Origin of the sequence: Vibrio diabolicus (genome assembly GCF_011801455.1) — a bacterium.
GTDB lineage: Bacteria > Pseudomonadota > Gammaproteobacteria > Enterobacterales > Vibrionaceae > Vibrio > Vibrio diabolicus.
In genome coordinates this window covers 501341-525756 of record NZ_CP042452.1, presented here as the reverse complement: position 1 = coordinate 525756, position 24416 = coordinate 501341, and the positions used below count along the sequence as shown (strand labels likewise).

Genomic DNA, 24416 nt, shown 5'->3' with positions numbered 1-24416 from the left:
GAAACTTCTGTAGTTTTTATTGATTTTCGGCAAGATATATACAGGATTTTTATTTTTATTACAAAAAGTTAGACAAAAAGTCTTATCAATTCGACATTTTTAGTGTGGGAATTCACATTATCAATAAAAATATAAAGAAGAAGTTGTGGAGTTGAGCTAATAAACAAAACCCGACACGTTATGCCGGGCTATGTATAGAAGATCTAATCAAGCAGTTTGGGATTCCGTTTCTTTGTTCGTTTTCAAAGCAAACATCACGATGACGAGTAACACAAAAGGAAGAACGTACAAATTAAGGTTTTGCCAACCTACGGTGGATTCAAGCCAGCCAGATAGTAATGCAGTGATAGTGACACAACTGAACACGAAGAATTCATTAAACGCTTGAGCCTTGCTCCTGTTTTTCGCTTCATAGCTTTGACTAAATAACCCAGTTGCCGCGATAAACATAAAGTTCCAACCAACGCCTAACAGAACTAAAGCAAGACTAAAGTGCCAAATGGACACTCCGTGTATGTTAATTCCAATACAAGCAACAAATAGCAATCCACCGGCTAAAATCATATTCTTCGCGCCAAACCGCTCTATCAAGCGTCCCGTGACAAACGCCGGTGCAAACATGCCCAGCACATGCCATTCGATCACTCCTGCCGCTTTGTCAAAATCAAAGCCACAACCAATCATCGCCAGAGGCGTTGCTGTCATTAAAATGTTCATCACCGCATACGCAACCATTGCGGCGATAACCGCTAGCATGAAATTAGGTCGACGGATAATATGCCCCACTTTATCCGCTTTAGTATGTAGAACTTGCGTGTGTGCTGGTGGAAAACGAATCGTTTGCAGCACGATCAACGCAGTTATATAAAGTCCAATAAGCACGGCAAAAGCACTAATGTACAAACCATCATCTGACCATTGCTGTGAATACACCGCCAAATTAGGGCCAAGTATCGCCGCTAGTACCCCTCCCGCCATAGATATCGAAATCGCCCTGTGTCTTGCCGACTCTTCACACACTTCAATAGCAGCAAATCTGTATAGCGTTCCGAAGCCAATACCAACACCGAGCAAAAAGGTAGAAACACAGAACAGATAGAAGTTCTGTTGACTTAACGCATACGTCGCTAGGCTGGCACCCAAAATGCCAATAACATTACCGAGACTAAACCCAAGGCGACGTCCCAACTTGCCCATAATTAGTGACGCAGGGATCGTCGCAGCCATCAGTCCTAAAAATTGCAGCGCAACGGGCAACGTAATAAAGCTTGATGACGGCGCAAGTGTTTTGCCAATAAGGGCAATAACAGATATGAGTAAAATATTCCCTGTCATTAATAGGGCTTGGCAAAGGGATAATAGCCATACATTACGATTCAATTCCAAATTCCTTTTGGTTACAGCGCATACAGATAACATATAGGAAAGCAGAAACAATAGAAAGAGATGCGAGTAATTCTCAATAAAAAAGAGCCAGAAGCACAATGCCTCTGGCTCTTTAAAAAGTTCTTTCTGTTGAGCTTATTTGTTACGGCGCGCTTTTACTGCATCTGAAAGCTGACGAAGTACGGTTTCCGTATCTTCCCAACCGATACATGCATCGGTAATCGACTGACCATAAGTGGCCGCTTTACCATCCACTAAGTCTTGGCGACCTTCAACTAAATGAGACTCAATCATCACACCAAAAATTGCTTCTTCGCCACCAGCTATTTGCTCTGATACGTCATCAGACACCAACATTTGACGTTTAAACTGCTTCGAGCTGTTAGCGTGGCTAAAATCAATCATCACTTTTTTCGGTAGCCCTGCACCATCTAACTCATCTTTAATTTGAGCAACATGCGCTGCACTGTAGTTTGGCTCTTTACCACCACGGAGAATGATATGGCAATCAGGATTGCCAGCGGTTTCTACGATCGCAGAATGTCCGTATTTTGTTACTGATAAGAAGTGGTGAGAAGCACTTGCAGAACGAATCGCATCGCTCGCGATCTTAATGTTCCCGTCTGTACCATTTTTAAACCCAACAGGACAAGAAAGACCAGAAGCAAGCTCACGGTGAACCTGAGATTCTGTCGTACGAGCACCGATAGCACCCCAACTGATCAGATCCGCCACGTACTGAGGCGTAATCATATCTAGGAACTCACTCGCGGTTGGCAAGCCCATATCGGTAAGATCAAGAAGAAGCTTACGTCCAATACGCAGACCATCATTCAGCTTGTAGGTATCATTCAGGTAAGGGTCGTTGATCAGACCTTTCCATCCTACCGTTGTACGCGGTTTCTCAAAATAAACTCGCATCACAACTTCTAGTTGTTCACCAAGTTCATCACGTAATACTTTTAGCTTTTTACCATATTCAACCGCAGCAGCAGGATCGTGAATGGAACACGGGCCAACAATTACAAGTAATCGGTCATCTTTTCCTTCAAGAATATTGTGAATGGCATTACGGCAATCAAAAGTGGTCGAAGAAGCGGTTTCAGTCGCTGGGAACTTCTCTAATACTGCTACAGGTGGCAATAACTCTTTTACTCTATTTATTCTTACATCATCAGTTTGAAACATTACTTCTACTTCCTGGTTTTTATTTCCGACCCAATTTTTTGCCAACTGAACTCATTGCAACATTGTTCACAAAGCGAGCAGCATCAAGGGCTCTGGTCATTTTCTGTCTAGCGTTTAAGTAACTTATCGGCTTAGGCGTAGACTTGCAATCAGTTTTTGCAAATAAATGCAAATAAAAACCACCTGTTAACCACCGCGCACAATGTAAAATAAACTTTACGAAAAAAAGTTCAAAATAATCATCAATTTTCTTATGACCCCAAAAATCTTTACTACAATGTAAGAAATATCAGAAGTTTGTGAGGTGTTATTGGTTAGTAAATGTTGATCAAGTTCAAAGATATTGTTGCTTGATATGAAATGATTAGAATATTAAACTAATTTCTTATAAACGCTGGTTTTTTCTAATTTTTTGATAAAACGAAGTAGAAGTTAATATGCAATCAATACAAGGAAACATTATGAACAAAGTAGCAATTGCAGTAGCAGCAGTGGTAGCTGGTAGTAGCGCGCTTTTAAACTCTGCTCAAGCTGAAATGTATATCGGGGGCAAAGTAGGCATGACTACACTTGACGATGCTTGCTATCTAAATAGCCCTTGTGATGATGAAGCTTTTGGTGCTGGACTACATATCGGTTATGACTTCACCGATATCATCGGGCTAGAGTATGGTGTCGACTTCTTAGGCGATTACAAAGCTAACTTTAAGTCAGGGGCTAATACAGTTAATACGATCGACGGCAATTTAACGGCTTTAACTCTCGCACCTAAATTCAACTGGCACTTGAACGAATCTTGGAATTTATTCGCTAAGATCGGTGGTGCTTACATGATGTCTGATGACGAAAAAGATTTCGTTCCAACTGGCTCGCTAGGTGCTGAATACACTATCGACAGAAACTGGAGCGTACGCGCAGAATATCAACGCTATCAAGATCTGTCTGATGACGTATGGGACGACATGGACGCTAACTTCTTCGGTATCGGCTTTAACTACAAATTTGCGGCTGCGCCAGTGGTTGCGGCAGTTGTAACAGAAGAAGTGGTTGAACCAGATCCAGAACCAGTGATGATGAGCAAAGTGCACAAAGAAGAGTACGGTACAGGTACGTTTGAATTCGACAGTGCTAAGCTAACAGACTCTGTTTCGGAGCGTCTAGACAACTTCGTATCATTCTTGAACGAATACCCACAAGCTCAAGTAGAGATCACTGGCTACACGGATAGCTCTGGTCCTGCGACTTACAACCAAAAACTGTCTGAGCGTCGTGCTCAATCTGTTGCGGATTACCTAACTGCTGCAGGCATTGACTCAGATCGTTTAACTGTGAAAGGCATGGGTGAAGAAAACCCAGTTGCTGACAACAGCACTCGTGAAGGTCGTGAGAAAAACCGTCGCGTAGAGGTTGTGGTTCCTTCGTTTGAATACCAAGAACTAGTTCAACCTGAATAAACATTTATGATATTTTATCTATGATGTTGTAAAAGTTAATGGGGTGCGTTTGCACCCCATTTTGATCTCGCTTTATCGCTCTTTTTACTATGGTTTTGGAAAAAAGATTAACTCGTTATCTTGCACCATAACGCAATCCATACCCGCTGCATGCGCCGCTCGTTTACCTAGCTCGGTATCCTCGAATACAAGACATTGTGACGCTTCCAACCCAAGATGCTCGGCCGCCACCAAAAAGGTATCCGGAAAAGGCTTATGGTTCTCTACATCACTTGCAGTTACCACAACATCCAACTTGTCCAATAAACCGGAGTGGCTCAATAAGCGCATGGCACTTTCTCGTTGACTGCCAGTCCCGACCGCTATTTTCTTGTGGCCTAAATATTCTTCTAACACGATATTAGTGCACGGAATAACGTCCCCGTGCAGCTCCATAGCAGCGAACGTTTCCATTTTAAATGTAGCGACGGTTTTAGGATCTAATGAAAGCTCATGCACACGGTTTAGCTCCTCAACAATTTTAAAGCTCGGCATGCCCCCTAAACTGTGAAACCACTCCTGACAAAACGGAAAATCAAAGCGATCTGCGGTTGCTTGCCAAGCAGCCAAATGGGCTGGCATGGTATCTATTAAAGTACCATCCATATCAAATATGAATCCCTCATAGGGCCTAAAATCAATCGTGCTCATGTCTTTTCTTCTATTTGTACATCTGTGATGTTAATTTATCAGCTCTTTCAATCGTCCTTACCGGCATTTACTTATCATGCTCAAAATTTCGAACTCCGTCACAATTCAAGAGTGGGAAATTCAATTATCCCCAATTAGAGCTCAAGGAAATGGTGGCCAGAACGTTAACAAGGTAGCGTCCGCTATACATTTACGCTTTGATATCCGACATTCCAGCTTACCTGACTTCTACAAAGAACGATTACTTGCTCTTTCTGACAGTCGTATAACTAAAGATGGCGTGATCATCATCAAAGCGCAACAATTTCGCACGCAAGAACAAAATAAGGAAGACGCCCTGAATCGGCTTCAAGCTTTAATTAAAGCTGCCGCCTTACAGGAGAAGAAGCGTATTAAAACGAAACCAACCCGCGCTTCTCAACGCCGAAGACTTGATACCAAGAACAAGCATGGAGCGAAAAAGCAGCAACGTAAGAAAGTGCTGTATTAATGCATGTCGTTTTCTCGACATGTTAGTTGAACAACGTTTGCTAGCCCTTGGGAAATCTCATTGGATTTCTCTTTTTAGTTACTTATTCAGGAAACAACAATATGACTATTAGGCAAAAACTCTACTTCCTCGGAGTTATCGCCATTTTAGGCATCGTGGCCCTTTTGGGTACGTCATCCCATTTCGCCAATAAGAGCAATGAACTTAACCACGCCATCAAACTCGTTGGCGATCTAGAAATACGTTTACTCAACTTACGCAGAAACGAGAAAGATTTCTTACTGCGTAGTAATGACAAATACCTAAACAAATTTGATGCGAATGTTGATAAGTTTCTAAATACAGAAAGAGAGCTTGCGAACATACTCACGAGCAATGAATTACCTTCCAGTCAACGATTCAAACAAGACCTCCTTGCATACCAAAAGGGCTTTCAGAATCTGGTCAGTGCTTACCAACGCTACGGACTTGATGCAAAGAGTGGCCTTCTTGCTGCTTACGAGCAAGCACTGTTAGAAGCCAAGCAACGCTCCGACCACCAGCAATTGCTGGCGTTGGTTCGTTTTGACTCTGCGGTTAAATCAGGTCAATTCAATAGTGATTTGCTTGTTGGGCTATATGCTCCGGAGCTCACCAAAACAGGTAAGCTAGTAGCGACACAAAAACAAGTTGTAGGAGTCGCTTACGACCAAGGCCTACTTGGTGAAACTCGCGCATTATCTCATGCCGTAGAAGAACAATTTGAAACCTTTTCGACAGCCCTTAGCTCTGCTGCTGCAAAGCGTGATGAACAAATGTCGACCATCAAGCAAGTCATTACTGCTCTGATCTTAGGTGTTATTTTCGCATTGATTTGGCAGATCTCTCGCTCAATCAATACACGAGTAAACAGCTTGCTTGGCACCATTCGAAGCATTAGCGAAACAAACAACATGGGACTGCGCTCTGACTTGAAAGGCAAAGATGAGCTATTTGATATCAGCCACCACCTCAATGATCTGTTGGATAAGCTTGAGCAGTTAATTAGTGGCACCCAAGAAAAATCTGCGCAGTTAACGGCCAGTACCGATAATATGCATCGTGAGCTAGAAGGAGTTATGGAGCAGTTCCATACTCAAACGGACCACACTGCATCGATGGCTACTGCGGTTCAGCAAATGGTGGCAACGATAGGCGAAATATCGGAAAGCACGTCGGTTGCGGTAGAGGGTGTACATCAAGCCGCGAATAATGCCGAACAAGGCCGAAGTGTTGTTGAAACTACTGTAACCAACATTGGTCAATTGACCAGTATTTTATCGAACAGTCAGCAGTCGATTGGCTCGTTGAACCAACATGTAGATAAAATTGGTGGTGCGGTGAACATCATCCAAGAAATTGCGGAACAAACTAACTTACTGGCTCTCAATGCAGCAATTGAAGCCGCGCGAGCGGGCGAACAAGGTCGTGGCTTCGCCGTTGTTGCCGATGAAGTACGAGCCCTAGCTAGCCGAACTCATCAATCTACCGAGGAAATCACGCGAGTTGTTGTTGATATTCAAGCTCAAATGTCGACGGTCGTGGCGGATATTGATCAATGTAACGATCAAGGACAACAAACGCTTAATGCCTCTGAAAAACTTGATTCTAGCCTGCAGCAGATCATCACTGACATGCATGCAATTCAAGGCAATTCGGAGCGCATTGCTTCTGCGATTGAAGAGCAAGGTATCGTGATGAACCAAGTTAGTGGCTCAATCACCGAGCTTAACGCGATATCTGAAAACAACATGCAATCCGCTCAGGAATGCTTGCACGAAGTGAACTCTGTTTCTGCTCAAGCTCATGATATGGACGAAGCCGTTGCACAATTTAAAACCGCGCTAAAATAACCTTCCCTACAAATAAAAAGCCCGAGGCAATCATTGCTTCGGGCTTTTTTTCGACTTTAACTTCGTGCTCTACTGTGCACTGCGGGTGTGATTACTCATCATCAAGAGGAACCAACTTGGTGTTGCCGCCATGAACTTTCTCACGCTGTCTTTGCACCATAGCGTAGAAGCCAGGGATCAAGAATGTACCTGCTAGAAGCACACACAATAGACCACCAATCAGCGACACACCGAGCGAGTTTTGGCTCACGTGCCCTGCACCTGCGGCGAAGATCAGCGGGAAGATACCCAGGATAAACGACCAAGATGTCATATTCACAGCGCGGAAACGTAACGTGCCTCCTTTAACCGCAGCACTATCGATATCAGCATCTTTTTCTTCACGTTCTTGCTTGGCGAACTCCACAATCAAAATTGCGTTTTTCGCCGCCAAGGCTATGAGCAAGACAAGACCAATTTGCGCATACAAGTTAAGCGGTGTCCCAGTCAGATTCAACGCTAAGAAGGAGCCTAACGTTGCTACTGGCACCACCAAAATGATGGCTAATGGAATACTCCAGCTCTCATATTGTGCAACCATGAACAAGTAAATGAAGATCAAAGCCAGCGCAAACGCATAAATGGCTTGGTTACCCGCAAGTACTTCCTGATAAGCCATACCTGTCCATTCATACGTGTACCCCTGTGGGAGAACTTCAGCAGCAACGCGTTCCATTGCAGCAATCGCATCACCACTAGAGTAACCCGGAGCTGGTTGGCCTTGAATGATAGCACTGCGGTACATGTTGTAACGCCATGCCACATCAGGCTCAAACACTTGCTCGTAGCTCACTAGCGTACTTAGCGGAACCATATCGCCGTTCGAAGAACGAACATGGAAACGCTCTAGATCTTCCATGCTGCTACGGTGCTGGCTATCAGCTTGCATGGTTACGCGGAAGTTCTTACCAAACATGGTGAAGTCATTCACATAAAGCGAACCTAAGTTGCCTTGCAAGGTTTGGAAAATAGACGATAGCGAAATACCCAACTGCTGTGCTTTCTCACGGTCGATATCAACGTAGTAGTGCGGGACATTCGCGCGGAACGTACTAAACGTGTAGGCAATTTCAGGGGCTTGGTTGGCCGCTTGGATCATTTCTCCCATGACCATCGACAAATCGGTACGGCTTCGCCCTAGCGTATCTTCAAGCACAAACTCAAAACCAGACGCTGCCCCCATACCAGGAACCGCTGGTGGCCCCATCGCAAACACAACCGCTTGAGGCAACTCTGTTGCAGCACGACCGTTAATACGCGCCGCGATGGCATTGGCAGAGTGTTCCCCTTGCAACGAGTTACGAGTATCCCAGTCATGCAGTTTGATAAACACAGATGCACCGTTTGATGCCGCTGCGCCTGTCATAAACGAGTAACCGTTCGCAACCGTCACGCCATCCACACCAGGTTCTTCACCAATCATGTTCATTAAATCATTGGTGACTTCTTCAGTACGAGATAAAGATGCTGAATCTGGTAGCTGAACGTTAACCAGCAAAATGCCTTTATCTTCTTGAGGAACAAACGCTGTTGAGGTGGTTTTCGCAAAGAAAGTGACCGCCGCGATAGCGACTATAAAGAACGTCACGAGTAGCAAAGATTTCTTCACCAAGAAACCAGCGACCTGACCATAACGCGTTGTGATACGCTCTAAGCCTCGGTTGAAAGCCTGGAACCAGTTAGCCGTGTTGCCCCCACCCTGCTTCAATACCAGAGAACAAAGTGCTGGAGACAGCGTCAATGCATTGATGGATGAAATCACAACCGAAATACAGATGGTCAAAGCGAACTGGCGATACATGATTCCAGTGATACCCGGCAGCATCGCGACTGGTATGAATACCGCAAGTAGAACCAAGGTCGACGTGATGATTGGGCCCGTTACTTCTTTCATCGCTAGCAATGTCGCTTTACGCGGTGAAATGGTTGGGTCTTTCGCCATGGTGGTATCGACGTTTTCGATAACCAGAATCGCATCGTCCACCACGATACCAATCGCGAGGATCAAACCAAACAAAGTGACCGTATTGATGGTGAAGCCCGTCGCCTGCATGATGGCAAACGTACCAATCAGAGAAACGGGGATCGCAACAACAGGAATCAAAGTTGCGCGCGCACTACCCAAGAACAAGTAAGTTACAGCAATCACCAATAGAATCGCTTCAATCAGTGTTTTTACTACCCCTTTGATCGATTCAGATACGAACACGGTTGTATCGTAGCTGGTCTCGTACGCCATGCCCTCAGGGAAGTTTTTACTCAAGTCCTCAAGCAGCTCCATGACGGCCTGACCACTTTCTAACGCGTTCGCATCTGATTGAAGAGACAATGCAACAATTGACGCGTCCTGACCACGGAATTTACCGTTACCATCGTAGAACTTTTTGCCTAGTTCAACGCGAGCAACATCTTTCAGATAAACCGTAGATCCATTGGGATTAGCTCGAAGGACAACGTTCTCAAACTCACTCACGCTTTCCAAGCGACCTTTGGTCACAAGGTTAAACTGAACTTCTTGTGGATTGTTGTATGGTGCTGCACCAACACGCCCTGCCGCAACTTGAACGTTTTGTTCAGCCAAAGCGGCGTATACGTCTGACGTGGTTAGCTTAAGGTTGGCCATTTTTTCCGGATCTAACCAAACACGCATTGCGTATTCGCCACCACCAATCACGTTAACTTCACTAATGCCTTTCGCACGAGCCAGCTGATCTTTTACATTCAAGTTAATGTAGTTAATCAAGAACTGATCGTCATATTTACCATCAGGTGAATAGAAGTTAAGGACCATCAGCAAGTCAGGTGAGCGTTTTTTCACCGTCACACCAACCATGCGCACTTCTTGAGGCAGTTTTGACTCGATCTGTGACACACGGTTTTGCACGTTTACTTGCGCCATGTCTGGATCGGTCCCGACATCGAACGTAACGTTTAGGCTGTATGAGCCATCGTTCGCGCTCTTTGAAGACATGTAGATCATGTCCTCAACGCCATTGACCGACGTCTCTATGGGGTCCGCAATGGCCTGCTCGACAACTTCCGCACTCGCACCGGTGTAGTATGCCGAAACGCTGACTGATGGCGGACTTATCTGTGGGTACTCCGCCACTGGCAAAATCGCCAGTGAGATCGCGCCTGCTAGCGTTAATATGATCGAAATAACCAGCGCGAATTTAGGTCTCTGAATAAAGAAACGACTTAACATAGTGCCCCCTACTGCTTATCTTCAGCAGGTGTTTGAATGCGCACTTCTACACCATTACGCACACGCTGTAGGCCCTGTGTAATAACCGTATCTTCCTGTTCGAGGCCTTCTCGAATGATAATGCCTTGTTCAACCTGAGGTCCAAGCTCGACGTTACGACGCTCAGCCACACTTCCCTCAGCCATCACCATCACAAAGTCACCTTCTAAGTCAGTCTGTACGGCACGTCGTGGGATAACAATAACGTCTTTTGTGTTCTTATCTCTCAAGTTCACTTTGATGTGCTGACCCGGAAGTAACTTCTGCTCTGGGTTTGGCACTAGCGCACGCATTGCAATCGTACCAGTTTTGGTATCAATACGATTACCTAAGAAATCGAGCTTACCGAGATGCTCAAAAAACTGACCATTTTCCAGCTCAAGCTGAACTTCAACTCTGTTTGATTCTGCTGAGCCGTCGCCTTTGACTTGATCCATCCCCATGGCTAAACGCTCGCGCTCACTCACACTAAATGAAGTATGCACTGGGTCTAAGCTCACCAATGTCGTCAGCACGCCAGATGAAGGGGAAACAAGATCACCGGTACTCACTTTGGTATCGCTAATACGACCGCTGAACGGAGCTCGGATTTGAGTATAAGAAAGGTTAACTTCAGCAAGCTTAAGCTGAGCGTTTGCTGCTTCTAGCTCGGCTTTCGCACCAAGAAGTGCCGCAGTTAAGGCGTCAAACTCAGATTGAGAGATACTACCACGAGGCAACAAGTTTTTACCTCGGGTGTGGTCTAGTTCCGCTTTTTTTAGCGCGGCTTTTGCTTGTGCAAGTGCCGCTTTAGCGCTCGCGACTTGTGCTTCAAAAGAAGATGGCTCGATAGAATAAAGAAGCTGTCCTTTTTCTACCATTTGCCCCTCTTCAAAGTGACGAGCTTTTAAATAGCCAGAAATCTGCGCGGTAATATTGGTATCTTCTACTGCTTCAATGCGACCGATATAAGACTTGCTCGGTTGGTAGTCGATAACCGTGACATCCTGAGTCACTACGAGAGGCGCCTGGCCTTCCCTTTGGGCATTATTAGCTTCCCCGCATCCAGCGAGGATTGCTGTAGCCGCCATTAGTGCGACAAGTGGTTTCTTTTGCATGTATTTACCGTCTTTATAGAACAGGATATTGTTGAATTCCCATCAACCTTACTCCTTGCTGCAACTGAAAACTTCACTCAAAAGCCCCCAAAATGTTTCTAAATGTAAACATGAGAAACAAAAAGAAAATAAAGTAATTTAGTTAACAGTGATATTTAATGAGCAATATACAAACAGCTCAATCATAACTATTTGATATACACTCTCAGGCATCGTGCATTTAGGGCGCTAGGAAACGCGAATTAAGATATCGTATAAAGACGGAAAGTGAGATTCGGTGCTCAAGATAAGAACGTTTTATGGTTAAAAAGACAAAAAATGACGCCTTCATACTCAAGACCTCGATTTTGACTATTTTTTTAATATAAATGGGTTATCATTCAATTAATTCAACGCCTTCGACAGAGAGGATGACTATGATTTCTAAATGGGCAAAACGCTTTTACCAGATGGCAGAACTAGTGGCGTCTTGGAGTAAGGACCCATCAACACAAGTCGGTGCAGTTATCACTAAACAGAATCGCATTGTATCTGTTGGATTTAATGGCTACCCGCACGGTGTTTCTGACAGTGTCGATACCGATGAACGCGAGTTGAAATATCTAAAAACACTGCATGCAGAAGAGAACGCAATTTTGTTCTCAAAACGTGATTTAGACGGATGTGATATTTGGGTGACGCATTTTCCATGCCCTAACTGCGCGGCAAAGATCATTCAAACAGGGATCTCACACGTTCACTGCCCTGAGCAATCTGAAGACTTTCTATCTCGCTGGGGAGATAAAATCCAAGTCAGCCAAGACATGTTCGACCAAGCGGGTGTGAAAGTCGACTGGCTACCACTAGAAGACATAGAAATTGAAGACAAAGACGTACGTTAATGTTTCGTTTTTGAATTTAAAAATAGCCCAGATGACTCTGGGCTATTTTTCCCCATTCAATCGACAAGAACCGCTCGACCTGATCTGTTAACCGTGTTTTTTAGCGGTGAGTTCAGCAATTTTGACGATGACAAGCACTGACTTCTCCATCATTTCAACCGAAATAAACTCATGAATCCCATGGAAGTTAAAACCACCAGTGAAGATATTCGGGCACGGCAACCCCATAAAAGATAAACGAGCGCCATCTGTACCACCACGAATAGGTTTTATAATTGGCTCCACATCACACGCTTCCATCGCTTGCTTTGCTAGCTCAATGATATGCGGGTAAGGCTCAACCATTTCTCTCATATTGTAATAGCTGTCTGTTATTTTCAGTTCTACAGAACCATGGCGTAAGCCCGCGTTCATATCATCAACGAGTTTCTGCATAAAGGCTTTACGCTCTTCAAGCCCCTGACGATCAAAGTCTCGGATAATGTAACCAAGCTCGCTTCGCGCCACGCCCATTTCTGCCGATTTTAAATGGAAGAACCCTTCGTAGCCTTCGGTTGTTTCCGGAGTTTGATCTTGGGGCATTTGAACTTGAAATTTCGCAGCCAAGTTCATCGCATTGACCATTTTGCCTTTTGCGGTACCTGGATGAACGCTAACACCATGAAAAATCACATCGGCGTTTGCCGCATTAAAGTTTTCGTATTCCAGTTCACCTTGCGGGCCACCATCAATAGTGTATGCCCATTTCGCGCCAAACTTTTCAACATCAAATAAATCTGCGCCCCGGCCAATCTCTTCATCTGGTGTAAAGCCGATACAAATGTCGCCGTGTGGAATGTCTGGATTTTCTAGTAACAGCGCGACTGCAGAGAGAATCTCAGCAATACCAGCTTTGTTATCCGCGCCAAGTAATGTAGTGCCATCGGTAGTGATAAGATTGTGGCCATGTAGATGATGTAAATCTGGATATTGCACCGGAGATAGCACTTCATCCCCCAACCCTAGCGCAATATCGCCACCTTGATAATCTTCAATAAATTGCGGTTTTACGTTTTTTCCTGAGGCGTCAGGCGCGGTATCCATATGGGCAATAAAGCCGATAGGCGGCACCTCATAATCAACGTTAGCTGGCAGTCTAGCCATCAAGTAGCCATTTTTATCTAATGTCACATCACTTAAGCCAAGTTCGATCATCTCTTTCTTAAGCAACTCAGCAAACACAAGCTGACCAGGCGAGCTTGGGCAAAGCGTAACATGTGGATTTGATTGGGTATCGAACGTGACGTAGCGAAGAAATCTTTCAACTAAATGTTTCATATTTATTCTCATTGTTTTTATACGATGAGGCTTTATCAACCATCAGTAAGCTGACCTTACCTCATCAAACCTCAAGCTATGTTACGCTCTTAGCTCAATAAGAATTTGCTTTGAATCATTTTTTCATAAGAAAGGCTAATGCACATCCCCTCGTCAATTGAAGCATGAATCTAATCTAATAATTCCTCAGCTAGTACTCGCCACTCTTTTACCTTACCGCGAAAATGACGCCATTGTTTATCGGTCATAGATTGAGAAATATCTAATGTCAGTTGATCGACCAGCACAAAGTTAGAATCAATATTTTTAGAAAGCTGCTCACTGTAATAGCTCTCTGGCTCGAACAACAGGCGCATAAATATATCCTGATAAGTGACAGCATTGGACTTGTTGTCGAACAGATATTCAAGCTCTTGATATATCGTTGCTCGATAACCTCTCCATAAAGGACTGTTAAGAGTGACTTGCTGAGAAAACGTTTGAGCTAATTGGCGCTGACTTTCTGATAGGCTTCCCAACCACTCTTCCATCCATTCTTCTGTGTTATCTAGAATAATTTCACGTATTTCATCTTCCGTTTTATCCGCATATTTTGCGTTTCGCTCTTGATAATGCTCTTGTACATTACTCAGAAATTCCCGTTCTTGATCTTTCGTTAACTGTAAACTCAAAGCAAAAAGGTCTGGTGCCGCTTTGCTTACCACTCTATCGTAATGCGCTCGCATTCTATCTCGATTTTCCTGCAAATAATTTAGGGTGATATCGCTCGCTTTTAATCTCTCAAGCTCTTTTAAATGATCGATATATAACGGTAACTCTTCTTTCTTATGCCATTCTGCTAACAATAATAAGCGTTCTTCCACTAGGACTTCTTGTTCACCTTGCAGAGAAACATAATCCTCTATGTAATCGATAACGAACCAATCGATATTGCTGTATAGAAACTTCTTCGTACATCCGGCAAGAAGAAATACGAAACAAAATAGAAGGCCATAGCGAAGCACCTTATTAGATACACCCTGTAATTTAGTCACTTATTCGTATTCCCTTTTCTATTGATTAAGTTCTATACTCAACTTGTATCACTTAATATTGCGGCAAACTTACACCAGTGTGACAAATATTGATTGCCACCTTAATAATATATAGAGTTTGAAATTAACTTTTTGATCACAGCTATCCGCAAAAAAGTGAGTTAGAGCGCAATTATCGGCTAAAAAATGCACCGAACGACGCTCCCTATAACGGCATATAATTTGCATGGATGTTTTTTGGATGGTTTATGGAGGCGAAGTATGGCAGCCGCTGAGCAACTTGATACCAGTGTAGAATATGAGATTCGATATTTTGAACAGGGGAAAATGCACTGCATGAGAGTCATTGCTGAAAGCAAAAAAGTGGCTTATCAGTACTATTTGGAGTGCGGTAAGCACAACAGTGACTTGTACTCTATTCGCCCAGACAAATAAAAAAACCGCCTTAAAGGCGGTTTTTTTACCATCAAAATCACACTAAACAATTGATTGTATTAGTAATTTTGGATTAACCTTCAACTGTATTATTTGATATCGCCAAAGCGCTCAAGATAAAGAACCGTTGCCGCAGTACGAGAAGGAACTTGAAGCTTTTTAAGTAAACTCTTCATATGCACTTTAACCGTGGATTCAGAAATAAAAAGACGGTCGGCAATCTGCTTGTTGCGGAAACCTCTTGCCACCTCTCTTAAGATCTGCGTTTCGCGATCCGTCAGCGTATCAAAAACGTCCTCTTGTCCTGAACGCTCACTCAAATACTTAGAAACTTCTTGGCTGTAAGCTTTGTCGCCTTGATGTGCTTGTTTTAGCAACTCAACCAACTCATCGGGCTCAGTGTCTTTCAATAAATAGCCATCGGCACCACTTCTAACTATTGCTTCTATGTCAGCTGGGCTATCCGATACGGTTAAGATAACAATTCGAGCTTCACAACCATCAGCACGTAGCGCTTGTAAGGTATCGAGGCCTGACATGCCTTTCATATTGAGATCAAGAAGTACAAGATCCAGTTCCAGCTCATGCGCTTTCGCTACCGCATCTGCGCCATTACTTGCTTCTGCAACGACTTCAAACTCAGGCTCAAAGCTTAAAAGTTGGTGAATACCTCGTCGCATGAGTGGATGATCATCCACCAGCATTACTTTACACACTGTCACTGTTTACTTCCTTACTATGTTGGAATTCTAGTTTTACGGTACAGCCTTTGTTTATCGATGCTTCAATGTGAAGATCGGCATGCAGCCTAGCGGCTCGCTCTTGCATGATACTCATACCGTAATGATTTAATTTTTCGTCTTGATGTTCAAAGCCTATTCCATCATCGGTAACGGTTACTGTGACTTTTCCATCATTATCAAGACATTGAATGTGAATATTATCTGCTTGCGCATGCTTGATGGCATTAATTGCCGCTTCTCTTATCAACTGTAGTAAATGAACCTGCTGGTGTGCATCCAGTTCAGTTGAAGAAAGTCTATTTTTTAACGTAATGTCAGCGACGGTTTGTTCGTTGAGCGTTTCGACCATATCTTGCAATGCTTGGCCAAAACTGCCCTCTTTAATCGTAAGACGAAACGTCGTCAGTAATTCGCGTAGTTGGGTATAAGCAGCAGATAAGCCCGTATCCAACTCGGCAATGACTTGATTCGCCTGAGCTATCGCTTTTTCATCAGGCAAATTCTTTACGCTTCTCTTTAATAAAGCGACCTGAATTTTTAAATAAGAGAGTGCTTGAGCTAATGAATCATGCAGTTCCCGAGCAATGGTGGCTCGCTCTTCCATCAGTAGGATTTGTTCTGCTTGGCGTTGGGCTCGATTGTAATACACGGCACGCGATAAAATCTGCACAAAGTTGTCAATCAGTGCCTCATTCGGACAAGGTAACCCGGCCTTCCAATACAAATAGCCTAAGTGCTCACCGTCTAACGTTAGAGCCTTACTATGGCAATCTTCATCACAGTCGTGGCAGCACTCTTCCCCTTCCATCAATATCCAACTCGGTTCTCCCAATTGCTCTATTTCAAGTTTGACCGCTTTAATGCCTTCAAGACTTGCAATATGTTGCAATATGGCTTGGAAGTTATCCTGATTAATACGCGAAGCCGTTAACTCTTTCGACGAGTCATACAATACTTCTAAAGACTGATTCGCATGCTGTAATTTACGCGTTTTTTCATCAACCGCTTGTTCTAGCCCTCGGTATAACTTACCAAGGTCCGTCGCCATCCGATTAAAGGTTCGAGTCAGGATCCCCATTTCATTATCGCTGGATACATCAAGCGATATATTAAATGAGCGATTCTTAATTTGCTCGCTAGCAAAAACTAAAGCACGCAAGGGCCGTACAACTTCGAGGCGCACAAAATGGACAACAAACATACTGACACAAAGGATACCGCCTAACCCTAACCCGCCAATCCAAGCTAAGTTAATCAGCTTTTGCTCCGAAAAGCTTTGCAGCTTAAATACAAACTCATCGATCTGCTTTACAAAACCAGCCACTAGGAGTTGGTACTCCGCCGGGTTGTCTCCTCTCAACACCGACTTGAGCTCATGCCATCTCATAATAAGACGGTAGTAATCATGAGTAATGTCGTCTGGCACTGACCAATGCTGGAGTGCTTTCATGGAAGGTGAGTATATCGAATGTTCAAATGCGTCAATATGTGAAGAGTAATCAACAGATTTAATCTGAATATCATGTGCCAAACGATAACTTTGCATTCGCATTGAGCCAGCAACATTGACGGCTTCTGCATCATTCAAGCTTGACGCTAACGTAAAAATTGCAAAACCAGTCGTAGCAACTGAAAGCAGCAAAATAAGAAGCATCGCGGACGCAATCGTGCGCGTCACTGACTTTTTCACATTTTTAAACAATCTGAGTTCCTCGCCCATTAACAACCCTATTTGTACGTGCAATGAACCCATTACCTTTCAACTTTATCAATATGTGATCACCTGCGACGGAATTTATTGATCCAAAACAATATTGCATCCCATTTACCTCCTAAGAGGTATTTATACAAATATGTCAAAAACTACAATTTCGTTAGTTTAAATGACAGTTTATTAATGAAAATTGTGGACTATGCTTAGTTTGGGTTCCAAGTTTCGAGGTGACTAAGTGGTAGACCTTTCCAGAAGAAGACTCTTTGCAAGAAAAGCGCACCCCGACAACGCCGTACGTTTGCCTTGGTTAACCAAGCCAGAACAGTTTACGGACGATTGCACTCGCTGCGGTAAATGCATTGAGGCCTGCGAAACAAAGATTATAACTAAAAGTGATGGCGGATTCCCTTCGGTCGATTTTTCTATTGATGAATGCACATTTTGTTATCAGTGTGCAGACGCCTGTCCTGAGCCCCTTTTCTTGCCAAAAACAGAGCAACCTTGGCAAGCGAAAGCAATCATCAACGATAGCTGCTTAGCAAAACAAAATGTCGAATGCCGAAGCTGTGGGGATATGTGCGACCCAATGGCAATTCAGTTCAAATTAGAGCTGGGGAAAGTAGCACAACCCAATTTAGACCTTGATGAGTGTAACGGCTGCGGCGCCTGTGTTTCAGTGTGCCCGACTTCATCCATCAATGTGAGCAATATAACAGCCTAAGCCGTATGTCGTCGGCCAAAGGCAATAAATGAGAGAGCTATATGTCACTAAATGAAGTGCATATTTCAAGTTTGGTAGTACACGTACTGCCAGAACATCTGGACGACATCAAACAACAGATCGAAGCACATGAAAATGCGGAAATCTATGGTGACAGTCCAGAAGGCAAGATTATCGTCGTGCTTGAAACCGAAAACCAAGGTTTTATCACAGACACTATCGATGCCATTAACAATTTACCGAATGTCTTGAGCACGGTATTGGTTTATCACCAAATCGAAACTGGGCTTGAAGAAACGGATGAAGAAGACACTGGAACACAACATTCCCAAATCGAGGGTGAAGTATGAAAATGACAAGACGTGCGTTTGTGAAAGCAAACGCGGCTGCATCAGCTGCTGCTGTCGCAGGTGTGACACTACCAGCATCTGCAGCCAACCTGATTGCAAGCTCTGATCAAACCAAAATCACATGGGACAAAGCACCTTGTCGTTTCTGTGGTACAGGCTGTTCTGTTCTTGTTGGTACTCAAAATGGCAAAGTGGTAGCAACACAGGGTGACCCAGAAGCACCAGTAAACAAAGGCCTAAACTGTATTAAAGGCTACTTCCTTTCTAAGATCATGTACGGTCAAGACCGCCTGACTCAGCCGATGCTGAGAATGAAAGATGGCAAATTCCACAAAGACGGTGAATTTACACCTATCTCTTGGGATGACGCTTTCGACATCATGGCTGAGAAATGGAAAGCTTCCCTCGAGAAAAAAGGTCCAACAAGCGTAGGTATGTTTGGCTCAGGCCAATGGACAGTAATGGAAGGCTACGCTGCGTCAAAGCTAATGAAAGCGGGCTTCCGTTCAAACAACATTGATCCAAACGCTCGTCACTGTATGGCTTCTGCTGTAGTTGGCTTTATGCGCGCATTCGGTATCGATGAGCCGATGGGTTGTTACGATGACTTTGAGAACGCAGACGCATTCGTTCTATGGGGCTCGAACATGGCAGAGATGCACCCTGTTCTATGGACTCGTATTACTGACCGTCGCCTAAGTCACCCTCACGTTAAAGTGAACGTGCTTTCTACTTACTACCACCGTTCATTTGAGTTGGCAGATCACGGCTACATTTTTAATCCACAGTCTGACCTAGCGATTGCTAACTTCATCGCGAACTACATCATCGAAAACGATGCGGTAAACTGGGACTTCGTGAACAAGCACACTAACTTCACTCAAGCAGATACCGACATCGGTTACGGCCTACGTGACGATGATCCGCTACAAAAAGCAGCGAAGAACCCTAACTCAGGCAAGCTAACGTCTATCTCTTTCGAAGAGTACAAAAAGTCTGTTGCACCTTACACAGCTGAAAAAGCCTCTGAAATCTCTGGTGTTGAAAAAGAGAAGCTTATCGAGCTTGCGAAGCAATACGCCAATCCAAATACGAAAGTAATGTCACTTTGGACAATGGGTATGAACCAACATACTCGTGGCGTGTGGATGAATAACTTGGTTTACAACATCCACCTACTAACCGGTAAGATCTCGACTCCGGGTAACAGCCCATTCTCACTAACGGGTCAACCATCTGCGTGTGGTACCGCTCGTGAGGTTGGTACTTTCGCTCACCGTCTACCTGCAGACATGGTAGTAGCTAACCCGAAACACCGTAAGATTGCGGAAGACATCTGGAAACTGCCAGAAGGTACGATTCCACCAAAACCTGGCTTCCACGCCGTATTGCAAGACCGCATGTTGAATGACGGCGTTCTGAACTGTTATTGGGTTCAATGTAATAACAACATGCAAGCGGGTCCAAACATCAACACAGAACGTCTTCCAGGTTACCGCAACCCTGAAAACTTCATCGTTGTGTCTGACCCATACCCAACAGCGACAGCGCAAGCAGCAGACCTTATTCTTCCAACTGCAATGTGGATTGAGAAAGAAGGTGCTTACGGTAACGCAGAGCGTCGTACTCAAGCTTGGTACCAACAAGTGGGCACGGTCGGTCAGGCAAAATCTGACCTATGGCAGCTAATGGAGTTCTCGAAACGCTTCAAAATGGAAGAAGTGTGGCCTGAAGAGCTACTAGCGAAAGCGCCTCAGTACCGTGGTAAAACCATGTACGACGTACTATACCGCAATGGTAATGTCGACAAGTTCCCTATCGAAGAAGCACGCGAACTGAATGACGATGCCCACCACTTCGGTTTCTATGTTCAAAAAGGTCTGTTTGAGGAATACGCAACATTTGGCCGTGGTCACGGGCATGATTTAGCACCATACGACCGTTACCATGAAGTGCGTGGTCTACGTTGGCCAGTTGTTGATGGTAAGGAAACACAATGGCGCTTTAAAGAAGGTTCTGACCCATACGCAAAAGAAGGTTCTGGTTGGGATTTCTACGGCAATGCTGACGGCAAAGCGAAGATTATCTCTGCACCATATGAAGCGCCACCAGAAGTGCCAAACGATGAGTTTGATATGTGGCTATGTACTGGTCGTGTTCTTGAACATTGGCACACAGGCACCATGACTCGTCGTGTACCTGAGCTATACAAAGCAGTACCAGACGCAGTGTGTTACATGCACCCTGAAGACGCAAAAGCGCGTAACGTTCGTCGTGGTGAAGAAGTACTCATGGCAAACAAACGCGGCGAAGTACGCGTTCGTGTTGAAACTCGCGGTCGTAACCGTCCGCCAAAAGGTTTGGTATTCGTACCGTTCTTTGATGCACGTATTTTGATTAATAAGCTCATCCTAGATGCGACTGACCCACTGTCTAAACAGACAGACTTTAAGAAGTGTCCAGTCAAAATCACTAAGATTGCTTAACCTTCAGATACCGAATGCTACGGCCGTCACTATGGCGGCCTAATAAAGAATTTAAGCCATAAAGGCGGAGATGAAATGATGAAAAAATTACTTGTCGCACTTTTATCTGTAGGTGCTTTAGTGACAGGCATTGCGCAAGCTGAGTTAGATAATCCAGGTGGCATTGGTGGTCTAGAGTCTCTACGTGGAATGTCTCAATTGGAAGACACACGCCCAGCAGATGAGTTCAAAGACTTCCCTAAAGACCAGATTGTTGAAGATAGCTTTGTTTATCAACCACCGTTGATCCCACACAGCATCCGTCACTACGAAGTGTCGTTAAATGCTAATAAGTGTCTTGCGTGCCACAGCTGGAAAAATGCAAAAGAGTCAGGCGCGACTAAAATTAGCGTAACGCACTATGTAAACCGAGAAGATGCTGTATTGGCGGATATGTCTCCTCGTCGTTACTTCTGTTTGCAATGCCACGTGCCACAAACTAATGCTAAGCCACTAGTTGAAAACAAGTTCCAGGCAGTTGATTCGCTTCAGTAATTGAAACGCGAGTACTAAGAGGTTATTTATGAAAATACTTAAAGCGTTTTGGAAAAGACTGAAGAACCCAAGTAAAGCTGCCGCTGGTGTGGTTTTGTTCTTAGGTTTTGCTGGCGGTCTTTTATTTTGGGGCGCATTCAACACAGGTATGGAGGCAACCAACACAGAAGAGTTCTGTTCTGGCTGTCACGCACCAATCGTTGCTGAAATTCAAGAAACAATTCACTACTCTAACCGTTCTGGTGTTCGTGCCATCTGCTCAGACTGTCACGTTCCTCATGAATGGACAGATAAGATCGTTCGTAAAGTACAAGCATCCAAAGAGCTATTCGCTCACTATGTTCTGCGTACTATCGATACACCAGAGAAGTTCCAAGAGCGTCGAGGACACCTTGCTGAGCGAGAGTGGGCACGAATGAAAAAGAATGACTCTCTTGAGTGTCGTAACTGTCACGAGTTTGATTACATGGATTACTCTCAACAAGGCTCACGAGCAGCGGAACAGCACTCTACTGCGCTAGCTTCTGGAGAGAAAACCTGCGTTGATTGTCACAAAGGCATCGCGCACAAACTACCGGACATGAGCGGCGTTGAAGGCTGGCACTAAGGAGACTTCCCATGAGTACTTTAGAATCTGTAATTTGGCATATCCTTGGCTATAGCGCCATGCCTGTGATTATTCTTTCCGGCTTTGTGGCAGTAGCAGCAATCTCTCTCTGGCTGCTGTCATTTGGTAAGGATAAAGAGGTGTAACGTAACGCACCTCTACCCGTCAACTTGCCTATTTGTTGACACTAAGCGCTGAGTATCTACTCGGCGCTTTTTTATTCACCGTCACTTTCGACCCCAGAGTTTCCTCAACCGACACGTATATTCAATCGGTATAATAAGGTAGTCAGTAACGACCAAAAAAAGCGACCATAAAGGTCGCTAAAATATACTGCTATAGGGAGTTGTTTAAGACTCTTTTACTGGCAGAACCTGCTTGACGTATTGCCCTGGAGCTTCATCGATTGCTGGGTGGTCTTCCGAGCCAATAGGGAATGGTTCGACTTGCTCTTTTGGATTGAATTGAAGTAGCCATTCATTCCAATGTGTCCACCACGATCCCTCTTTGTGCTCGGCATTATTCAACCACTCGTCAGCCGAATCATCCAAAGTATCGTTCAACCAATAACCATACTTATTTTTCGCTGGAGGGTTCACGATACCCGCAATATGACCCGACTCACCGAGAACAAACGTTTTGTTGCCACCAGTGTTCAGGGCACCACGATAAGTTCCCTGCCATAACGCAATATGGTCTTCTTTCGTTGATACAAAATAGCTAGGAATTTTGATCTTATTTAGGTCAATCCATACCCCACCAATTTTGACGCCTTTGTCTTGCACTAGCTTATTCTCTAAATAGAGCTCACGAAGCAAGAAGTTATGGGAGGCGGCACTCACGTTGGTGCTGTCACTGTTCCAGTACAACAAGTCAAAGTCTACTGGGCTGTTGCCCTTCAAGTAGTTGTCGACATAGTAGTTCCAGTACAAGCTGTTTTCGCGCAGTAAGCTGAATGTGACGCTTAATGAACGACCGTCCATATACCCTTTTGCGTTGTTTTGCGCCTCAATTGCACTCACAATGGTGTCATTGATGTACGCGCCAACTTCGCCTGGCTGAGAAAAGTCGAGCAATGTGGTGAAGAAAGTCGCTGACTTAATACGCTTCTTCATACGTTTTGCCGCATAGTACGCAATCGTGCTCGCCAGAACCGTACCACCAATACAGTAACCAGCCGCGTTGATTTGCTCTTGGCCCGTTATATCTTCAATTGCGGCGACGGCTTTGACGACGCCTTCTGTCACATAGTCACCAAACTCTACATGCGCTTGTGCCTTGCCTGGGTTGCGCCAAGACATCATAAATACGCTATGTCCCTGCTCTAGCAACCATCGAACCATTGAGTTCTTCGCTGTTAAGTCAAGGATGTAGTATTTATTAATGAAAGGCGGAACGATGAGCAGTGGCGTCGCATTCACTTTCTCTGTTAGAGGTCGATATTGAATCAACTCAAACAATTCGTTTTGAAAAACCACATCGCCCGGAGTGGTCGCCACGTCATCACCCACGCGGAACGCATTGTTGTTCGTCATACGAATTTTCAAAATGTCCGCACTGGACTCAACGTCTTCTTTTAACTGCTCTAAGCCAGCCAGAAGGTTTTGACCGTTTTGCTCAAGTGTCAGTTTCAAGAGTTCTGGATTCGTCGCGATGAAATTCGAAGGGGAAAGTGCATTGATGGCTTGACGAGAAAAGAAAAGTATTCGCTCTTTAGATTTTTCATCCAAACCTTCGAGTGACTCAATTGTATCTAAATAAGTCTTGCTGAATAACAGGTAGGATTGCTTAATGAAGCTATACATCACCTCATTTTGCCACGCTTCATTAGAAAAACGCTTGTCCCCTTTTTCTGCTTCAATGACCTGTTTTTGGTTACCCGCCAACGCGACATTCTGCCAAATTTGTAGCTGCTGTTCCCACCATTCTGCTTGCAGTTTTAAGATCGCAGCAGGTTGATTTACAGCTTGTTCGAAGAGTTTGGCAGTGTCTTCCAAGTTCACTTCTTGCATGGCCTTATTTAAAGGAGAGTTCACGACTGCCTTGTTCACTTCGAAATCATGCCACCACTGTTGATTGGTTTGTTGAAGCTGTACAAGATAGTCCGAAAAGAAGTGCTGAAACATAGTCTTACT

The 24416-nt window shown here is 44.3% G+C and carries 21 protein-coding genes; 11 read left to right on the top strand and 10 right to left on the bottom strand.

Going from position 1 to position 24416, the window contains the following annotated elements; genetic code table 11:
* Positions 1–207: 207 nt before the first annotated feature.
* Together FR741_RS17845 and aroG are read right to left on the bottom strand one after the other, a co-directional pair.
* On the bottom strand, positions 208–1380 hold the full coding sequence (locus tag FR741_RS17845) for an MFS transporter (protein ID WP_046875894.1): 1173 nt from the start codon (positions 1378–1380) through the stop codon (positions 208–210).
* Positions 1381–1521: 141 nt separating this feature from the next.
* Positions 1522–2574: a 3-deoxy-7-phosphoheptulonate synthase AroG gene (gene aroG, locus FR741_RS17840; protein ID WP_005396134.1), complete on the bottom strand. Its 1053-nt coding sequence runs from the start codon at positions 2572–2574 to the stop codon at positions 1522–1524.
* Between the two features lie 461 nt (positions 2575–3035).
* Between aroG and FR741_RS17835 the strand changes: the two genes are divergently transcribed.
* Entirely contained in the window at positions 3036–4028 is a 993-nt protein-coding gene (locus FR741_RS17835; protein ID WP_005396135.1) for an OmpA family protein, read from the top strand.
* An 87-nt stretch (positions 4029–4115) separates the two neighbouring features.
* Here the strand turns inward: FR741_RS17835 and FR741_RS17830 are convergent, their stop codons facing one another.
* Positions 4116–4718 carry a beta-phosphoglucomutase family hydrolase gene (locus FR741_RS17830; RefSeq protein ID WP_031780520.1) on the bottom strand — a complete coding sequence of 201 codons (603 nt, stop codon included), beginning with the start codon at positions 4716–4718 and terminating at the stop codon, positions 4116–4118.
* 76 nt (positions 4719–4794) lie between these two features.
* Here FR741_RS17830 and arfB point away from each other — a divergent pair, with 76 nt between their 5' ends.
* Entirely contained in the window at positions 4795–5208 is a 414-nt protein-coding gene (arfB, locus tag FR741_RS17825; RefSeq protein ID WP_005396137.1) for an alternative ribosome rescue aminoacyl-tRNA hydrolase ArfB, read from the top strand.
* A gap of 101 nt (positions 5209–5309) precedes the next feature.
* The gene (locus tag FR741_RS17820; RefSeq protein WP_150916929.1) at positions 5310–7079 is read left to right on the top strand and encodes a methyl-accepting chemotaxis protein; all 1770 of its coding nucleotides are present in this window, start codon (positions 5310–5312) and stop codon (positions 7077–7079) included.
* Positions 7080–7170: 91 nt separating this feature from the next.
* On the opposite strand, the gene vmeZ is transcribed toward FR741_RS17820, so the two are convergent.
* A complete protein-coding gene (gene vmeZ, locus FR741_RS17815) occupies positions 7171–10323 on the bottom strand; it encodes a multidrug efflux RND transporter permease subunit VmeZ (RefSeq protein WP_167427339.1) in 3153 nt (1050 codons plus the stop codon).
* Between the two features lie 8 nt (positions 10324–10331).
* Positions 10332–11459, bottom strand: coding sequence for a multidrug efflux RND transporter periplasmic adaptor subunit VmeY (vmeY, locus tag FR741_RS17810; RefSeq protein WP_005396140.1), 1128 nt, complete (start codon positions 11457–11459; stop codon positions 10332–10334).
* A 416-nt stretch (positions 11460–11875) separates the two neighbouring features.
* Here vmeY and FR741_RS17805 point away from each other — a divergent pair, with 416 nt between their 5' ends.
* On the top strand, positions 11876–12340 hold the full coding sequence (locus FR741_RS17805; RefSeq protein ID WP_005373515.1) for a dCMP deaminase family protein: 465 nt from the start codon (positions 11876–11878) through the stop codon (positions 12338–12340).
* 87 nt (positions 12341–12427) lie between these two features.
* On the opposite strand, the gene pepT is transcribed toward FR741_RS17805, so the two are convergent.
* Both pepT and FR741_RS17795 read right to left on the bottom strand, forming a co-directional pair.
* The gene (gene pepT / locus FR741_RS17800) at positions 12428–13657 is read right to left on the bottom strand and encodes a peptidase T (protein WP_047008127.1); all 1230 of its coding nucleotides are present in this window, start codon (positions 13655–13657) and stop codon (positions 12428–12430) included.
* A gap of 170 nt (positions 13658–13827) precedes the next feature.
* Complete coding sequence (locus tag FR741_RS17795) at positions 13828–14691, bottom strand: DUF6279 family lipoprotein (protein WP_031780521.1); 864 nt, start codon at positions 14689–14691, stop codon at positions 13828–13830.
* Between the two features lie 261 nt (positions 14692–14952).
* On the opposite strand from FR741_RS17795, the gene FR741_RS17790 reads away from it, so the two are divergent.
* Positions 14953–15126 carry a hypothetical protein gene (locus FR741_RS17790; protein WP_005373524.1) on the top strand — a complete coding sequence of 58 codons (174 nt, stop codon included), beginning with the start codon at positions 14953–14955 and terminating at the stop codon, positions 15124–15126.
* Between the two features lie 89 nt (positions 15127–15215).
* On the opposite strand, the gene FR741_RS17785 is transcribed toward FR741_RS17790, so the two are convergent.
* Both FR741_RS17785 and narQ read right to left on the bottom strand, forming a co-directional pair.
* Positions 15216–15848: a response regulator gene (locus FR741_RS17785; RefSeq protein WP_005398453.1), complete on the bottom strand. Its 633-nt coding sequence runs from the start codon at positions 15846–15848 to the stop codon at positions 15216–15218.
* Positions 15835–17571: a nitrate/nitrite two-component system sensor histidine kinase NarQ gene (gene narQ, locus FR741_RS17780; RefSeq protein ID WP_167427338.1), complete on the bottom strand. Its 1737-nt coding sequence runs from the start codon at positions 17569–17571 to the stop codon at positions 15835–15837. The genes FR741_RS17785 and narQ overlap by 14 nt, the downstream gene beginning before the upstream one ends.
* Before the next feature lie 247 nt (positions 17572–17818).
* On the opposite strand from narQ, the gene napF reads away from it, so the two are divergent.
* From napF to FR741_RS17750, 6 genes are all read left to right on the top strand, one after another.
* Complete coding sequence (gene napF / locus FR741_RS17775) at positions 17819–18304, top strand: ferredoxin-type protein NapF (RefSeq protein WP_167427337.1); 486 nt, start codon at positions 17819–17821, stop codon at positions 18302–18304.
* A gap of 41 nt (positions 18305–18345) precedes the next feature.
* On the top strand, positions 18346–18654 hold the full coding sequence (locus FR741_RS17770; RefSeq protein WP_167427336.1) for a chaperone NapD: 309 nt from the start codon (positions 18346–18348) through the stop codon (positions 18652–18654).
* Positions 18651–21140 (top strand): periplasmic nitrate reductase subunit alpha, encoded by a 2490-nt coding sequence (gene napA / locus FR741_RS17765; protein ID WP_006741149.1) that lies wholly within the window; start codon positions 18651–18653, stop codon positions 21138–21140. The genes FR741_RS17770 and napA overlap by 4 nt, the downstream gene beginning before the upstream one ends.
* 78 nt (positions 21141–21218) lie before the next feature.
* Positions 21219–21674 (top strand): nitrate reductase cytochrome c-type subunit, encoded by a 456-nt coding sequence (locus FR741_RS17760; RefSeq protein ID WP_164665863.1) that lies wholly within the window; start codon positions 21219–21221, stop codon positions 21672–21674.
* Between the two features lie 28 nt (positions 21675–21702).
* A complete protein-coding gene (locus FR741_RS17755; protein WP_005398274.1) occupies positions 21703–22281 on the top strand; it encodes a NapC/NirT family cytochrome c in 579 nt (192 codons plus the stop codon).
* An 11-nt stretch (positions 22282–22292) separates the two neighbouring features.
* Positions 22293–22427 (top strand): TIGR02808 family protein, encoded by a 135-nt coding sequence (locus tag FR741_RS17750; protein ID WP_005373546.1) that lies wholly within the window; start codon positions 22293–22295, stop codon positions 22425–22427.
* Positions 22428–22631: 204 nt separating this feature from the next.
* On the opposite strand, the gene phaC is transcribed toward FR741_RS17750, so the two are convergent.
* Positions 22632–24407: a class I poly(R)-hydroxyalkanoic acid synthase gene (gene phaC / locus FR741_RS17745; protein ID WP_167427335.1), complete on the bottom strand. Its 1776-nt coding sequence runs from the start codon at positions 24405–24407 to the stop codon at positions 22632–22634.
* Positions 24408–24416 lie beyond the last annotated feature (9 nt).

Bases quoted from the DNA above. Each gene is read 5' to 3' on its own strand.
- aroG (WP_005396134.1), bottom strand. From the start codon at position 2,574: ATGTTTCAAACTGATGATGTAAGAATAAATAGAGTAAAAGAGTTATTG.
- FR741_RS17835 (WP_005396135.1), top strand. From the start codon at position 3,036: ATGAACAAAGTAGCAATTGCAGTAGCAGCAGTGGTAGCTGGTAGTAGC.
- FR741_RS17830 (WP_031780520.1), bottom strand. From the start codon at position 4,718: ATGAGCACGATTGATTTTAGGCCCTATGAGGGATTCATATTTGATATG.
- arfB (WP_005396137.1), top strand. From the start codon at position 4,795: ATGCTCAAAATTTCGAACTCCGTCACAATTCAAGAGTGGGAAATTCAA.
- FR741_RS17820 (WP_150916929.1), top strand. From the start codon at position 5,310: ATGACTATTAGGCAAAAACTCTACTTCCTCGGAGTTATCGCCATTTTA.
- vmeZ (WP_167427339.1), bottom strand. From the start codon at position 10,323: ATGTTAAGTCGTTTCTTTATTCAGAGACCTAAATTCGCGCTGGTTATT.
- vmeY (WP_005396140.1), bottom strand. From the start codon at position 11,459: ATGCAAAAGAAACCACTTGTCGCACTAATGGCGGCTACAGCAATCCTC.
- FR741_RS17805 (WP_005373515.1), top strand. From the start codon at position 11,876: ATGATTTCTAAATGGGCAAAACGCTTTTACCAGATGGCAGAACTAGTG.
- pepT (WP_047008127.1), bottom strand. From the start codon at position 13,657: ATGAAACATTTAGTTGAAAGATTTCTTCGCTACGTCACGTTCGATACC.
- FR741_RS17790 (WP_005373524.1), top strand. From the start codon at position 14,953: ATGGCAGCCGCTGAGCAACTTGATACCAGTGTAGAATATGAGATTCGA.
- FR741_RS17770 (WP_167427336.1), top strand. From the start codon at position 18,346: ATGTCACTAAATGAAGTGCATATTTCAAGTTTGGTAGTACACGTACTG.
- napA (WP_006741149.1), top strand. From the start codon at position 18,651: ATGAAAATGACAAGACGTGCGTTTGTGAAAGCAAACGCGGCTGCATCA.
- FR741_RS17760 (WP_164665863.1), top strand. From the start codon at position 21,219: ATGAAAAAATTACTTGTCGCACTTTTATCTGTAGGTGCTTTAGTGACA.
- FR741_RS17755 (WP_005398274.1), top strand. From the start codon at position 21,703: ATGAAAATACTTAAAGCGTTTTGGAAAAGACTGAAGAACCCAAGTAAA.
- FR741_RS17750 (WP_005373546.1), top strand. From the start codon at position 22,293: ATGAGTACTTTAGAATCTGTAATTTGGCATATCCTTGGCTATAGCGCC.
- phaC (WP_167427335.1), bottom strand. From the start codon at position 24,407: ATGTTTCAGCACTTCTTTTCGGACTATCTTGTACAGCTTCAACAAACC.